This is a genomic window from Siccirubricoccus phaeus (assembly GCF_008360935.1).
Lineage (GTDB): Bacteria > Pseudomonadota > Alphaproteobacteria > Acetobacterales > Acetobacteraceae > Siccirubricoccus > Siccirubricoccus phaeus.
This window is the reverse complement of the sequence record NZ_SRXO01000009.1, coordinates 1-13,060: the sequence shown is the minus strand read 5'-3', so window position 1 is coordinate 13,060 and position 13,060 is coordinate 1. Positions and strand designations below refer to the sequence as shown.

The 13,060-nt window shown below is 71.1% G+C and carries 14 protein-coding genes; 5 read left to right on the top strand and 9 right to left on the bottom strand.

The genetic code is table 11. The annotated features are described in order from the left end of the window. Nucleotides 1–5: 5 nt before the first annotated feature. Nucleotides 6–1,034, bottom strand: coding sequence for a WD40 repeat domain-containing protein (locus E5N76_RS14005; protein WP_149537934.1), 1,029 nt, complete (start codon nt 1,032–1,034; stop codon nt 6–8). Then, a complete protein-coding gene (locus E5N76_RS14000; RefSeq protein WP_149537933.1) occupies nt 1,031–2,047 on the bottom strand; it encodes a CobW family GTP-binding protein in 1,017 nt (338 codons plus the stop codon). Before E5N76_RS14000 ends, E5N76_RS14005 begins: the two co-directional genes overlap by 4 nt. Nucleotides 2,048–2,249: 202 nt before the next feature. Here E5N76_RS14000 and E5N76_RS13995 point away from each other — a divergent pair, with 202 nt between their 5' ends. Continuing rightward, the gene (locus E5N76_RS13995) at nt 2,250–2,624 is read left to right on the top strand and encodes a hypothetical protein (RefSeq protein WP_149537932.1); all 375 of its coding nucleotides are present in this window, start codon (nt 2,250–2,252) and stop codon (nt 2,622–2,624) included. Between the two features lie 278 nt (nt 2,625–2,902). Here E5N76_RS13995 and E5N76_RS13990 read toward each other — a convergent pair whose 3' ends face one another. Genes E5N76_RS13990 through E5N76_RS13980 form a run of 3 tightly spaced genes read right to left on the bottom strand, consistent with a single transcriptional unit; the run spans nt 2,903 to nt 4,884 of the window. Next, nucleotides 2,903–3,238, bottom strand: a complete 336-nt coding sequence (locus tag E5N76_RS13990) for a type II toxin-antitoxin system RelE/ParE family toxin (protein WP_149537931.1) — start codon at nt 3,236–3,238, stop codon at nt 2,903–2,905. Nucleotides 3,239–3,243: 5 nt separating this feature from the next. Continuing rightward, nucleotides 3,244–3,510 carry a type II toxin-antitoxin system ParD family antitoxin gene (locus tag E5N76_RS13985; protein ID WP_149537930.1) on the bottom strand — a complete coding sequence of 89 codons (267 nt, stop codon included), beginning with the start codon at nt 3,508–3,510 and terminating at the stop codon, nt 3,244–3,246. A 45-nt stretch (nt 3,511–3,555) separates the two neighbouring features. Further along, on the bottom strand, nt 3,556–4,884 hold the full coding sequence (locus E5N76_RS13980) for an omega-aminotransferase AptA (protein WP_149537929.1): 1,329 nt from the start codon (nt 4,882–4,884) through the stop codon (nt 3,556–3,558). A 250-nt stretch (nt 4,885–5,134) separates the two neighbouring features. Between E5N76_RS13980 and E5N76_RS13975 the strand changes: the two genes are divergently transcribed. The 3 genes from E5N76_RS13975 to E5N76_RS13965 are packed head-to-tail and all read left to right on the top strand — an operon-like array spanning nt 5,135 to nt 7,445. Beyond that, complete coding sequence (locus E5N76_RS13975) at nt 5,135–5,797, top strand: glutathione S-transferase family protein (RefSeq protein WP_149537928.1); 663 nt, start codon at nt 5,135–5,137, stop codon at nt 5,795–5,797. After that, nucleotides 5,794–6,699, top strand: coding sequence for a VOC family protein (locus tag E5N76_RS13970; protein ID WP_149537927.1), 906 nt, complete (start codon nt 5,794–5,796; stop codon nt 6,697–6,699). Before E5N76_RS13975 ends, E5N76_RS13970 begins: the two co-directional genes overlap by 4 nt. Next, entirely contained in the window at nt 6,696–7,445 is a 750-nt protein-coding gene (locus E5N76_RS13965; RefSeq protein WP_149537926.1) for an FkbM family methyltransferase, read from the top strand. Before E5N76_RS13970 ends, E5N76_RS13965 begins: the two co-directional genes overlap by 4 nt. 467 nt (nt 7,446–7,912) lie before the next feature. Here the strand turns inward: E5N76_RS13965 and E5N76_RS13960 are convergent, their stop codons facing one another. The 4 genes from E5N76_RS13960 to E5N76_RS13945 all read right to left on the bottom strand — a co-directional run bounded on the left by E5N76_RS13960 (nt 7,913) and on the right by E5N76_RS13945 (nt 11,817). Further along, entirely contained in the window at nt 7,913–8,638 is a 726-nt protein-coding gene (locus E5N76_RS13960) for an aspartate/glutamate racemase family protein (RefSeq protein WP_149537925.1), read from the bottom strand. Next, a complete protein-coding gene (locus E5N76_RS13955) occupies nt 8,635–9,813 on the bottom strand; it encodes a mandelate racemase/muconate lactonizing enzyme family protein (RefSeq protein WP_149537924.1) in 1,179 nt (392 codons plus the stop codon). The genes E5N76_RS13960 and E5N76_RS13955 overlap by 4 nt, the downstream gene beginning before the upstream one ends. After that, complete coding sequence (locus E5N76_RS13950; RefSeq protein WP_149537923.1) at nt 9,813–10,391, bottom strand: Uma2 family endonuclease; 579 nt, start codon at nt 10,389–10,391, stop codon at nt 9,813–9,815. The genes E5N76_RS13955 and E5N76_RS13950 overlap by 1 nt, the downstream gene beginning before the upstream one ends. A gap of 253 nt (nt 10,392–10,644) precedes the next feature. Next, the gene (locus tag E5N76_RS13945; protein ID WP_149537922.1) at nt 10,645–11,817 is read right to left on the bottom strand and encodes a CaiB/BaiF CoA transferase family protein; all 1,173 of its coding nucleotides are present in this window, start codon (nt 11,815–11,817) and stop codon (nt 10,645–10,647) included. Nucleotides 11,818–11,877: 60 nt separating this feature from the next. On the opposite strand from E5N76_RS13945, the gene E5N76_RS13940 reads away from it, so the two are divergent. After that, nucleotides 11,878–12,654 carry an enoyl-CoA hydratase gene (locus E5N76_RS13940; RefSeq protein ID WP_149537921.1) on the top strand — a complete coding sequence of 259 codons (777 nt, stop codon included), beginning with the start codon at nt 11,878–11,880 and terminating at the stop codon, nt 12,652–12,654. Nucleotides 12,655–13,060: the final 406 nt, after the last annotated feature.

Genomic DNA, 13,060 nt, shown 5'->3' with positions numbered 1-13,060 from the left:
GGCGATTATCGCTTCGACAGGTCCACAATTCCGGCGAAGCCGGTTTCCGTGCCGAAGGCGAGATGGCTGCCCGAGGCGTTCCAGCCGAGCGCCGAGACCGGCCCATGCCCCGGCGCCGCCACCGGCACCACGCGGCCGGAGGCAATCTCGGCCAGCAGCACCAGCCCGTCGGCGAAGCCGGCCGCCACGATCTCATGCTGCGGGTGGCAGGCGACGGCGCTGCACAGCACGCCATCCCCGCCGGCCAGCTCGGTCGGCGCCTTGCCCATCGGGCCGCCGCCGAAGAAGGGCCAGATGACGATGCTGTCGGCGCCGCTGGTCGCCAGCCATTTGCCGCGGGCGGTGAAGGAGAGGAATTTGGTCTTCGAGGGGTAGCCGGACATGCGCATGTGCTGGCTGTCCGAAAGCCGCCAGCCATGCAGGGCGTTCTCCTGCATCGCCGTCACCACATGGGTGCCATCCGGGCTGATGACGATGGTGGTATGGCTGCCCTTCCATTCCAGCAGCCGCGCCTTGTCCTCCTTCGCCGCGACGAACCAGAGGGAGGCGCCGTTGTAGTGGCTGGCCGCCACGCGCTTGCCCTTGCCATCGAAGGCGATGCCGGCGACGGCGGAAGGCGTCGTCAGTGTCTTCAGCTTCTCCCCCTTGGCGTCGAAGAGATGGAGCTGCTTGCCGACGGCGGCGGCGCGCACGCCGCTCTCATGCGCCGCCACATGCTCCACCCATTTCATGGCGCCGAGCCGGGCGATGTCCGTGACCGCGCCGTCGGGGGCGATGCGCAGGAAGCGGCCATCATCGCCGCCCGTCAGGAAGCCGGTCTTCACATCCGGGCAGAGGGCGAGGACGGCGCCGTCATGCGCCGCCACCGCCTGCCACTCCGTGGCACCCGGCTTCGCCAGATGCACCGTGCCGTCGCCCAGGGCGAAACCGAAGGTGCCGTCCCCGCCGCAGGCCAGGCTCACCACCCAGGCACCGAGCTCACGCCCGGTGCCGCGGGTGTCGAAGAGGAAATCGGCGCCCTCAGCCTCGCTCATGCCTGGTGCCCATCGGCGGCGCCCTGCGCCGTCGACGGGGTCCCGTCCACCTGGCAGGCTTCGAAGCCGCGGCGCAGCACCGGGCGGCTCAGATCGCGGCCGATGAAGACGAGCTTGGAGCGGCGCGGATCGCCCGCCTTCACCGGGCCGATGAAATCGCCATCGGCGATCATGTGCACCGCCTGGAAGGCGAAGCGGCGGTCGTCATTGGCGTAGTAGAGGATGCCCTTGGTGCGCAGCAGGTCCTGCCCCTTCTGGGCGAGGAGCTGGCTGATCCAGGCATTGAAGCGCTCCGGGTCGATCGGGCGGGAGACCTCGAAGGAGACGCTGTTCACGTCGCTGTCGTGCTCGTGGTCGTCCTCGCCGGAGAGGAATTCCGGCTCCCGCTCCAGGATGCGCTTCAGGTCGAAGGCCTCGCGGCCGATCACCGCGTCGATCGGCACCTCGGACTTGGTGCTGCGGCGGATCTCCGCATAGGGGTTGATGGCGCGGATGCGGCGCTCGACCTCGGCGGCTTCCGCCTCCGTCACCAGGTCCATCTTGTTCAGCAGGATGATGTCGGCGAAGGCGATCTGCTCGGCGGCCTCCTTGCTGTCATCCAGCCGGGCGGGGAGGTTCTTGGCGTCCACCACGGTGACGATGGCGTCGAGGCGGGTGGCGCGCTTCACATCCTCATCGGCGAAGAAGGTCTGGGCGACCGGGGCAGGATCCGCCAGACCCGTCGTCTCGACGATGATGCCGTCGAATTTGCCGCGGCGCTTCATCAAGCCGCCGATGATGCGGATGAGATCGCCACGCACGGTGCAACAAATACAGCCGTTGTTCATTTCGAAGACTTCCTCGTCAGCATCGACGACGAGGTCGTTGTCCACGCCGAGCTCGCCGAACTCGTTGATCACCACGGCGAATTTCTTGCCGTGGTTCTCGCTGAGGATGCGGTTCAGCAGGGTGGTCTTGCCGGCCCCGAGATAGCCGGTGAGGACGGTGACGGGGATCTGGGCGGTTTCGCTCATCAGGACTGGCTCCGCGGAAAGGCGGGATTCGGTTGGGCTGGAATATGGGGCGGCCGGGCGCCGGGGGCAAAGGGGCGCCGGGAAAGGGGGCGGCGGCGGCATACGGAACGGTAAGCCTGGGGCCGGGGCAGCGGGGCGGGCAGAAGCTTCCCCTTACCGCAAGGGACGCCCCCCGGCGCCTCGCGGGAACAGGAGACAGAGCATGAGCATGCTTCGTCGCAGCGGGGCCGTCCTGGCCCTCATCCTCACTGCCGGCATCCCGGCCATGACCGGGCTGGCACGGGCCCAGACCGCCGCCGCCTCGCCGGTCGCCGCGCTCCGCGAACTGCATGTGGCTGAGCGGGACCTGGCGCATGGCCGCCGGATCGCGGCGGAAAGCTGGCTGGAACGGGCGGAGACCGCGGTGCTGAACCGTCGCTCCGAACTCCAGGGCCAGTCGGAGAGCGGGCCGCGCGTGGCGGCGCTGGACCATGTGGTGGCGACCATCGGGGAAGCCCGGATGGATGCCCGCCAGGGCCACCTGCCGCAGGCCGGCGAGAAGGCGGCGGAGGCGCGGCAGGCGCTGCGCGGAGCCTGAGGCCTTCCACCGGAGCCGGCGGCGGCTCGGCTGGGGCCTGAGGTGAGCCGCCCCTGGGGCTTCACCGGCCTGCCGCAGCGAGGCCACCCCGGGCGACGGGCAGCGCCTTTTCCCTGGGCTGCCCCTGTCTCTGGGCTGCCCCTGTCTCTGGGCTGCCCCTGTCTCTGGGCTGCCCCTGTCTCTGGGCTGCCCCTGTCTCTGGGCTGCCCCTGAATGACGGCGTCCGGCCTTGGCCGGCCCTGCGCGGTGCTCGATGGGCCGCGCGGGGCCGGGCCGCTTCATCTCGGGCCGGGCGGCAAGTGGCGGGTGGGGTCCATGGCGTCGTGGAGCACCCGCAGGACAAGGATGCGCCCCGCATCCTCGGCCCGGTAGTAGAGGACATGTCGGCCGCGCTGCCCGGCCTCCCGCATATGCAGGGAGCGAAGGCCAGGCAGCAGCGCCTCTTGCCCCCGGGTGAGCGGCCCGAAGGGGTCCTGCCGGACCGCCATTGCCGTGGCGCGCAGGGCCAGGCGATACCGGGCCGCCTGGGCCTCGCCGAAGACCTGGCGGGACCAGGCTACGGCCTCCCGCAGATCGGCCTCCGCCGGTTCGGCGAGGCGCAACCGCCAGGGCATGCCGGTCAGGCCTTGCCGAGGCCCTCGAAGAAGCGCTGGACATCCTCATCGGTCTCGAGGTCGACATACCGACCTTCGGCGATGGCCCGCTCCCCCTCGGCAATCGCCGCCTTGAAGGCCTCCAGCTTCGCGCGGAAGCGCTCCTCCCGCTCCTCCACCAGCCGCAGCCCCTCGCGCAGCACCTCGCTGGCGTTCTGGTAGCGGCCTTCGGCCACCAGCCGGTCCAGCAGGGCCGCCTGGTGGTCGGTGATCACCACGTTCCGGGTCGGCATGGCAGACCTCCTCGCCACCCCAATTGGCAGATTATGCCAATTCCCTCAAGCCGCCGCCCGGATCGCCTGGTCGATCGTCCCCATGATCCGGTCCACATGCGGCTTTTCGCAGATCAGCGGCGGGGAGAGGGCGATGATGTCGCCCGTCACCCGGATCAGCACGCCCTCGTCGAAGCAGCGGCGGAACACCTCCGTTGCCCGCGCGCCCGCGGCGCCGGGGCGGGGGGCCAGCTCGATGCCGGCGATCAGGCCGAAATCGCGGATATCCACCACGTTCGGCGCGGCCTTCAGGCTGTGTGCCGCCTCCTGCCAATAGGGCTCCAGCGCCAGGGCCCGGCCGGGCAGGTCCTCCGCCCGGTGCAGCTCCAGCGTGGCGATGGCCGCCGCCGCGGCCAGGGGGTGGCCGGAATAGGTGTAGCCGTGGAACAGCTCGATCCCCGCCGGCGCGCCCTCCACGACGGCATCGAACACACCGTTCTTCACCGCGACGGCGCCCATCGGCACCGCGGCGTTGGTCAGGCCCTTCGCCATGGTCATGATGTCCGGCGTCACGCCCAGCCGCTCGGCGCCGAAATTGGTGCCGAGGCGGCCGAAGCCGGTGATGACCTCGTCGAAGATCAGCAGGATGCCGTATTTGTCGCAGATCGCCCGCAGCCGCTCCAGATAGCCCTTCGGCGGCACCAGCACGCCGGTGGAGCCCGCCACCGGCTCCACCATCACCGCCGCGATGGTCTCGGCGCCATGCAGCGCCACCATATTCTCCAGCGCGTCGGCCAGGTGGGCGCCCTGCTCCGGCTGGCCCTTGGCGAAGAGGTTGGCCGCCAGCCCATGGGTGTGCGGCAGATGGTCCACATAGGGCAGCAGGGCGCCGAACTGCTTGCGGTTGCCGCCGATGCCGCCCACCGACATGCCGCCGAAGCCGACGCCGTGATAGCCCCGCTCCCGCCCGATCAGCCGCACCCGGCTGCTCTCGCCCCGGGCCTTGTGGTAGGCGAGGGCGATCTTCAGCGCGGTGTCGGCGCTTTCGGAGCCGCTATTGGTGAAGAAGACCTTGTCCATCCCCTCCGGCGTCATCTCGGCGATGCGCGCGGCGGCCTCGAAGGCGATGGGATGGCCGAGCTGGAAGGTGGGGGCGTAGTCCAGGATGGCGGCCTGCTTCTGGATCGCCTCCTTGATCTCCCGCCGCCCATGGCCGGCATTGCAGCACCAAAGGCCCGCCGTGCCGTCCAGGATCTCCCGCCCCTCCGGGGTGAAGTAGGACATGCCCTCCGCCCGGCCGACCATGCGGGGGTTGGCCTTGAAGTACCGGTTGTCCGAGAAGGGCATCCAATAGGCGTCGAGGTTGTTCGGGCGGGGCAGGCTGCTTTCGTTCATCCGGGCGGTCTCCAGGGCTCAGAGCCTGTCTCGAAAAGGTCCCCCACGGTTGGCGAGGGGGTTGCGTCCCGGCCGAGGGTGGGCGCCGCCGACGCCGCCCAGGCGCGAAGACCCGCCAGGACGTGCCGCAGACCCTTTCGAGGCAGGCTCCCGGGCACACAAGCCCAAGGGCGGGCCTCCCGCAAGCCTCCGCGGTTCCTCGGGCGGCCAGGGCATGGCACATAGCAGACGGGGATACGGGGATGGGACCATGGCCGAGGGCACCCTCTATATCGGCAACAAGCGCTATTCCTCCTGGAGCCTGCGCGGCTGGCTGGCGGTGCAGCTCGCCGGGCTGGATGTGGCGGAGGTGGTGATCCCGATCGCCGGGCACGGCCCCGGCTCCACCCCCGCGGTCGCCGCCGCCAGCCCCTCCGGCCTGGTCCCCTGCCTGGAGCATCGCGGGGCGAGGATCTGGGACAGCCTCGCCATCGGCGAATACTGCGCCGAGCTGGCGCCGGGCCTCTGGCCGGCGGACCGGGTGCTGCGCGCCCATTGCCGCGCCATCTCGGCCGAGATGCATTCGGGCTTCCGCGGGCTGCGCCAGGCCATGCCGATGAATCTCGGCAAGCGCTTCCCCGGCCAGGGCCGCACGCCGGAGGCGCTGGCCGATATCGCCCGGATCGAGGCGATCTGGCAGGAAGCCCGGGCCCTGTCCGGTGGCCCCTTCCTGGGCGGCGCCGCATTCGGCCTGGTGGATGCCATGTTCGCCCCGGTCGCGACCCGCTTCCTCACCTGGCAGCCGGAACTGGCGGCCGATAGCCTGGACTACGTCGCCACGCTGCGGGCACACCCCCTGATGGCGGCGTGGTATGAGGCGGCGTTGAACGAGCCCGATGCCTGGCTGATCCCGCATTACGAGAACCCGGCATGAGCCGTGCCGTCGCGCTGGACCATGTGGGCGTCGCAGCGCGGGAGCTGGGGCCGCTGACCGCGGCCTATGAGCGGCTCGGCTTCGCCCTCTCCCCGGTGGCGCAGCAGAGCGGCAGGCAGCACCCGGACGGCGAGGTGGAGCTGTTCGGCAGCGGCAATCGCTGCGCCTTCCTGCGGCATGGCTATATCGAGCTGATCGCCATCCTGGACCCCGCGCGCTTCGCCAATGGGGTGGATGGCTTCGTCGCCCGCTATGCCGGGGCGCATATCATCGCCCTCGCCATGCAGGATGAGGCCGGCAATCTGGCAAGGCTGCGGCGGGGTGGCGTGGCGATCCCGGGGGTGGCCTGGCTGGAACGGCCGGTGGAGGCGGGCGGGCCGACCGCCCGCTTCGCCCGGCTGCCTCTGCCGGATGCGCCGGAGGGGCGGCTGCAGCTCATCCGCCACCTGACGGCGGAGCTGGTCTGGGATGCGCGCTGGATGGGCCATCGCAACGGGGCGGTGGCGCTGGAGAGCATCATCCTGGCGCATGACCCTGCGGCGGAGACGGCGGCGCGGCTCTCCCGCCTGGCCGGGTTGCCGCTGGCGCCGGACCCGGCCGGCGGCTTCCTGCTGCGCCTGCCCGGCGCCGCCGGGGCGGCAGGGCCGCAGGCGCCGGTGCTGGAGACCACTCTGCGGGTGCTGGAACCGGCGGCGCTGCCACTGGTGCTGCCGGGCGTCGTCCCCCCTGCCCTGCCCTGCATCGCCGGCTTCGTGGTGCGGACCGGGGATGGCAATGCGGCGGCGCGGGCCCTGCTGGCGGCGGAGGGCATCCCGGCCGTGCCGGCGCCCGGGCTGTGGGGCGAGGGGCTGATGGTGCCGCCCGAACATGCCGGCGGGGCGGCGCTGGTCTTCGCCGCGTGACCGCGGCGGCGGGGATCGGGAAAAGCCTTCGCACCTATTACGCGCCGGGCCGGGCGGCGGCGCTGGATGCCTTCCAGGCGCGTTTCCTGGGGCCCGGGGAGCTGGGCTTCGATATCGGCGCCCATGTCGGCGACCGGACGGCGAGTTTCCGCCGCCTCGGCGCAAGGGCGGTGGCGGTGGAACCGCAGCCGCGCCTGGCCCGGCTGCTGCGGCTGCTGTTCCACCGGGATGCCGGGGTGGCGCTGGTGCCGGCGCTGGTCGGCGCCGCGCCCGGGGAGGCCGCGCTGCACCTGAACGCCGCCAACCCCACCCTGGCGACGGCGAGCCAGGCCTTCATCGCCGCGGCCGAGGGCGCCCCGGGCTGGGAGGGGCAGAGCTGGGATGCCGAGCTGCGCCTGAAGGTGACGACGCTGGACGCGCTGGCCGCCACGCATGGGGCCCCGGATTTCATCAAGCTGGATGTGGAGGGGTATGAGGCGGTGGCGCTCGCCGGGCTCAGCCACCCGCCGCGCACGCTTTCGGCCGAGTTCACCACCATCCAGCGCGGCGTGGCGCGGGAGTGCCTGGCGCGGCTGGACGCCCTGGGCTACCGCGCCTTCAATGCCTGCCTGGGCGAGAGCATGGCCTTCGCCCATCCCATGCCGATCGGCGCCGAGGCGATGGCCGCCTGGCTTGCCGCCCTGCCGGCGGTGGCCAATAGCGGCGACCTCTATGCGAGTCTGGAGCCGGCGCGGCTGCGGGCGTGACCGGCCTTCGCGCAGCCGCGCCATGCGCCGCCTGCGTCGTACTGCCTGCGTTGCGCCGATCAGCACGGCTATCCGATGTGACATGCGCCCGGCACGTCGCAGGGCTCCACCCAGGCGATGAGGCTGCCGCCGCCCCTCGCTGGCCGAAGGCGGCCAATCGCGAGAGCCATGGTGCCGGTTTCGCGGCAAGGATGCCGCCCAGCGGCACCGCGCGTCGCGCCCGAGGCGTGCTGTTCGCACGACGCGCGGCTTCGTCCTTGACTCGAAATCGGCACCATGGCCGGAGCTTGGAGGGCGCCCGGACACAACGGCGTCCCTGGCGAGGCGGTAAGGGGCTGAAGAGCGACGGCCCGCCGGACGCATGGCGGCGCGGCAGAGGCGGAGCGCCGCCATGCGGCGTCCCGGCTCGGCTGAGCCGTGGGGCCGATTATGGTGCGGGCCACCCGATCCTCGGCCGGTCCCGATCCTCAGCCGGCGTAGAGCGCCGCGATCCCCGGGCCGAAGCCGCTGATCGGCCGCGCCCGCCGCGACTTCGCGGCAGGCGCCATGCCGGCGAGCGCGGCGGCGAGGCGCACCGCCGCCACCGTGCCATCCACCAGCGGCACCTTCACCTCCGGCTGCAGCACGGCGGCCAGGCCGGCCAGCGGGCCGCCGGCGAGGATCACCGCCTCCGCCCCATCCTGCTCGACGCTGGCGCGAATGAGCGCCAGCAGGGTGGCGCGCTCCGCCACCCCGAAACCGGCCGGGTAGCCGGCTTCGGGCGGGCCCATGCGGAAGCCGGCGCAGCGGGCGCGCAAGCCGTGCTGGTCCAGGCAATCCTCGAACATCGGCTGCAGCGCCGTGGTGAAGCTGACGATGCCGAAGCGCGTGCCGAGCATGCAGGCGGCGTGGAAGGCGGCCTCCGAAATCCCGAGCACCGGCACGTCCAGCAGCTCCTTCGCCGCCTTCAGCGCCGGGTCGCCGAAGACGGCGATCACCGCCGCGTCGTACTCGCCGCGGCGGGCGGCCAGCGCTTCCAGGATGGGCGGGCCGGAAAGCAGCCAATCGGCCCGCGTCACGATCAATGGCAGGCCGTAGGGCGCGGTGGCTGGGATGATCTCCACCCCCGGCGGCGCCGCGGCGCGGGCGGCGGCGGCGATGCGCTCGGTCACCGCCTCCGTGGTGTTGCCGTTGAGGATGAGGAGGCGGGTCACAGGTCCTTCAGCACCGCCCAGAGACTGGCCTTTGCCTCGAAGCCGATGCCCGGGGCATCCGGCAGGCGGATCCGGCTGTCCTGCACCGGCGTGGCATCCGCGAAGCCGCCGAAGGGGGCGAAGACTTCCGGATAGCTCTCATTGCCGCCGAGGCCGAGGCCGACCGCGATGTTGAGCGCGAATTGGTGCCCGCCATGCGGGACGCAGCGGCGGGCCGGCCAGCCATGCTGCTCCAGCATCGAGAGGGTGCGCAGGTATTCGACCAGGCCATAGGAGAGGGCGGGGTCGAATTGCAGGATGTCGCGGTCCGGCCGCAACCCGCCATGGCGGATGAGGTTGCGCGCATCCTGCATGGAGAAGAGGTTCTCGCCCGTCGCCAGCGGGCCAGGGTAGTGCTCGGCCAGTGCCGCGTGCGTGGCGTAGTCCAGCGGGTCCAGCGGCTCCTCGTACCAGCGCAGCCGGTAGGGCTCGAGCGCCGCGCCATAGGCCAGCGCGGCATGCAGGCCGAAGCGGCCGTTGACGTCCACGCAGAGGCGGGAGCCATCGCCGCCGAGCAGCTTCAGCACGGCCTCGATGCGCGAGACGTCCTCCTTCAGCGCCTCGCGCAGCGGCGTGCCGGGGGCGCCGCCGATCTTCATCTTCACCACGCTGTAGCCGAGGTCGAGATAGCGCTGCATTTCCTCGACCAGCGCGGCATTGTCCTTGCCGGGGTAGTAGTAGCCGCCGGCGGCGTAGATCCAGGCGGTCTCGTCGGCGGCGCCGCCGCGGTAGCGGTCCGCCAGCAGCTTCCAGAGCGGCTTCCGCGCCAGCTTCGCCGCGGCGTCCCACAGCGCCATGTCCAGCACGCCGACGGCGACGCTGCGCTCGCCATGGCCGCCGGGCTTCTCGTTCTTCATCATCGCCGCCCAGGCGCCGGCGGGTTCCAGCCCGCCATCCGCATGTTCCAGCGTGGCAGGCGAGGTCTCCAGCAGGCGGGGGATGAAGCGTTCCTTCAGCAGGCCCGGCTGGGCGTAGCGGCCATTGGAGTTGAAGCCATAGCCGGTGGCCTGGCGGCCGCCGCCATCCGCCACCGTCACCGCGACGACCGAGGCGGTCATCTTGGAGAAGTCGATATAGGCGTTGGCGATGGCGGAGGCGATCGGCACCACGCCGTCGCGGACCGAGACGATGCGCATCAGCCCAGCACCTCGGCGACGGCGAGGCGGAGGCCCGGCAGGGCGGCGGGCTCCAGGGTTTCGCCCCGCGCGGCGCGACGGGTGGTGAGGTAGGCTTCGCCCTTGGGGTCGCGATACACTTCGATCAGGCCCTCGGTGAGATTGACGATCCAGACTTCCGGCACGCCGTGCCTGGCATAGAGCGGCAGCTTCACGTCGCGGTCATAGCGCAGGCTGGTATTGGCGACTTCGATCAGAAGGAGGACGTCGGCGGCGGTGGGATGCTGGCCGGTGTAGTCATCGGCCCGCGGCTTCAGCAGCAGAAGGTCGGGTTCCGGTTCACTGAATTCCGAAAGGCGAAGCGGACCCTGCACGGAGACCACGGCACGATCTCCGACGCCGCGCACCGAGAACCGGTTGAGTCGGTTCACGATGCCGCCATGCTCGCTGCCGATGGGGGCCATGTCGATGATTTCCCCCTCGATCAGCTCCACCCGCATGCCCGGCTCGAAGATGCCGGCCTCGCCCATGCGGTAGTAGTCCCGCACGTCCAGCTTGTGCCGCTTCACCCAGGGCGCCCGTTCCAAGAGACCGTCCATCGCCGCCTCCGTCGCGGACGCCATGCTAGCAGCTTGCCACCCCGCCTGTCGCCGCCCCCAGGCCGGCCAGCCCCGCGCCGGGCCGCGAGCGCCCCGCCCCGAACCGCGCCGCCCGTTGCCCTGCCGCGGCTTTGCCGCGGCAGGCTGTGCGAGGCGCCGATCGGGACGGACTCCGGGGCCCCCGTGGCGTTGCGCAGGAACGTCATGGGGAATAAGGCGTCCCCGCGGCGTTGCGCAGCGACGTCGTGGGGAGCTAAATCGCCCCCTTCGCCTTCAGCGCTGCCAGCTCCTCGGCCGAGACGCCGAATTCCCCCAGCACCTCGGCGGTGTGCTCGCCGCGCTCCGGCGTCGGGCGGCGGGGGGAGGCGACGCCCTCGATGTTCATCGGCGCCCGCACCAGCTTCACCTCGCCGAACTGCGGATGCGGCACCGCCCATTCCAGGCCGAGATGCTGCACCTGCGGGTCGGCGAAGACCTCGTCCATGGCATAGACCGGGCCGCTTGGCACGCCGGCCTTGTTCAGCTTCTCGATCCAATTGGCCGTGGTGTCGGTCTCCAGCACGGCTTGCAGCAGGGCGTTGGTCTTGGCCCGGTTCTGCGCCCGGGTCTTGTCCGTGGCGAATTCCGGCGCCTTGGCGGCCTCCTCGATGCCCAGCGTCGCGACGATGCGGGTCCACATGTCCTGCCCGCCGCCGGCCAGGTTCATGATGCCGTCCTTGGTGCGGAACAGCCCGGTCGGCACCGTGGTCGGGTGGTCGTTGCCCACCTGCTTCGGCACCTCATGCTTCATGGTCCAGCGGGTGGCCTGGAAATCCATCATCGCCACCATGGCTTCCAGCAGGCTGGTATGCACCCAGCGGCCCTTGCCGGTCTGCTCCCGCTCCAGCAGCGCCACCATGATGCCGAGCGCGGTGTAAAGGCCCGCCGTGAGATCCGCCACCGGGATGCCGACCCGCACCGGGCCCTGGCCGGGCAGGCCGGTCACGCTCATCAACCCGCCCATGCCCTGGGCGATCTGGTCGAAGCCCGGGCGGCGGGCGTAGGGGCCGGTCTGGCCGAAGCCGCTGATGGAGCCGAGGATGATGCGGGGATTGATGGCCGAGAGCGCCTCGAAATTGATCCCCAGCCGGTCCTTCACGTCCGGGCGGTAATTCTCCACCACCACATCCGCCTTGGCGACCATACGCCTGAACAGGGCGAGGCCGTCCGGGTTCTTCAGGTTCAGCGTGATGCCGCGCTTGTTGCGATGCACGTGCTGGAAATCCGGCCCGTGCCGGTCCCCGCCCATGCCGCTGCCGACCTCGACCTCCGCCGGCGCCTCGATCTTGATGACATTGGCGCCCCAATCGGCGAGCTGGCGCACGCAGGTGGGGCCGGACCGGACCCGGGTGAGATCGAGGACGGTGAAGCGCGAGAGCGGCAGCATGGTTGGAACCCCTGTTCTTCGCGGGCTAGATTCCCCGCGAACCGCCGGAAGGGCAAGGCCATGGATGAATTGCTGTACGAGATCCGGGACGGGATCGGGACCATCACCCTGAACCGCCCGCAGGCGCGCAACGCCATGACCTTTCCCATGTATGAAAGGCTGCGGGAGATCGCCCTCGGCGCCGGGGAGGACAAGGCGCTGAAGGTCCTCGTCATCACCGGCGCCGGGGAGAAGGCCTTCGCCGCCGGCACCGACATCTCCCAGTTCCGGGAATTCCGCACGCCGGAAGATGCGCTGGCCTATGAGGAGCGGATCGACCGCGTCCTGGTCGCGCTGGAGCAATGCCCGAAGCCGACCATTGCCGCCATCGCCGGCGCCGCGACCGGCGGTGGCGCGGCGATCGCCGCGGTGTGCGACCTCCGCATCTGCGCCGCCAATGCCCGCTTCGGCTTCCCGATCGCCAAGACGCTGGGCAACTGCCTTTCCATGGCAAATTACGGGCGGCTGGCGGCGCTGATCGGCCCGGCGCGGGTGCTGGACCTGGTCTATACCGCGCGGCTGGTGGAGGCGGAGGAGGCGAAGGCGATGGGCCTGGTCTCCGAGATCCTGCCGGACCACGCGGCGCTGCAGGCCCGGGCGGCGGCGCTGGCGACGACCATTGCCGGCCATGCGCCCCTCACCATGCGCGCGACCAAGGAGGCGATGCGCCGCCTGCGCCTCGCCGCCCGCCAGGTGGAGGGCGACGATCTGGTGACCATGTGCTTCACCAGCAATGATTTCCGCGTGGCGGTGGAGCGCTTCCTGGCGAAGCAGCCCACGGAGTGGACGGGGACCTGACACTTATCCCCATGACGCCTATCCCCATGATGCCGCCGCGCGCCGTCATGGGGCCCGGTGGCCGCCCAGGGCCGTGGCGCGTGCAGCCTTCCGTGGGCGATGCCGCGGAAGCAGCCGCACCGCCTTCCTGGGGGCGCCCGCCCGCCAGCGGACAAGCAGGCCACTGAAAACCAAGGCTAGAGCGGTTTCACGCTGACTGTGCAGCGCGAAGCCGCTCTAGCTCATGGATTGTAGAGCAGATTCACGCCTCCGGGCGATGCCGCCCCCCGGCGATCTGCTCTAGGTGTGCAGTCCCGGGGAGTAGTGGTGCATCTTTGACCCGCGAGGGGGAGGATGCCCTGTGGCAGGCGGTCTTCACGGTTCAGCCCGAACGACGCCGCGTGTTCGAGCCGAGCTCCAAGCGTCG

What these genes read in the sequence shown, in the direction of transcription:
- E5N76_RS13995 (WP_149537932.1), top strand. Translation starts at nt 2,250, where the DNA reads ATGAGCATGCTTCGTCGCAGCGGGGCCGTCCTGGCCCTCATCCTCACT.
- E5N76_RS13975 (WP_149537928.1), top strand. Translation starts at nt 5,135, where the DNA reads ATGGCCGAGGGCACCCTCTATATCGGCAACAAGCGCTATTCCTCCTGG.
- E5N76_RS14005 (WP_149537934.1), bottom strand. Translation starts at nt 1,034, where the DNA reads ATGAGCGAGGCTGAGGGCGCCGATTTCCTCTTCGACACCCGCGGCACC.
- E5N76_RS14000 (WP_149537933.1), bottom strand. Translation starts at nt 2,047, where the DNA reads ATGAGCGAAACCGCCCAGATCCCCGTCACCGTCCTCACCGGCTATCTC.
- E5N76_RS13940 (WP_149537921.1), top strand. Translation starts at nt 11,878, where the DNA reads ATGGATGAATTGCTGTACGAGATCCGGGACGGGATCGGGACCATCACC.
- E5N76_RS13950 (WP_149537923.1), bottom strand. Translation starts at nt 10,391, where the DNA reads ATGGACGGTCTCTTGGAACGGGCGCCCTGGGTGAAGCGGCACAAGCTG.
- E5N76_RS13980 (WP_149537929.1), bottom strand. Translation starts at nt 4,884, where the DNA reads ATGAACGAAAGCAGCCTGCCCCGCCCGAACAACCTCGACGCCTATTGG.
- E5N76_RS13945 (WP_149537922.1), bottom strand. Translation starts at nt 11,817, where the DNA reads ATGCTGCCGCTCTCGCGCTTCACCGTCCTCGATCTCACCCGGGTCCGG.
- E5N76_RS13970 (WP_149537927.1), top strand. Translation starts at nt 5,794, where the DNA reads ATGAGCCGTGCCGTCGCGCTGGACCATGTGGGCGTCGCAGCGCGGGAG.
- E5N76_RS13990 (WP_149537931.1), bottom strand. Translation starts at nt 3,238, where the DNA reads ATGCCCTGGCGGTTGCGCCTCGCCGAACCGGCGGAGGCCGATCTGCGG.
- E5N76_RS13955 (WP_149537924.1), bottom strand. Translation starts at nt 9,813, where the DNA reads ATGCGCATCGTCTCGGTCCGCGACGGCGTGGTGCCGATCGCCTCCGCC.
- E5N76_RS13985 (WP_149537930.1), bottom strand. Translation starts at nt 3,510, where the DNA reads ATGCCGACCCGGAACGTGGTGATCACCGACCACCAGGCGGCCCTGCTG.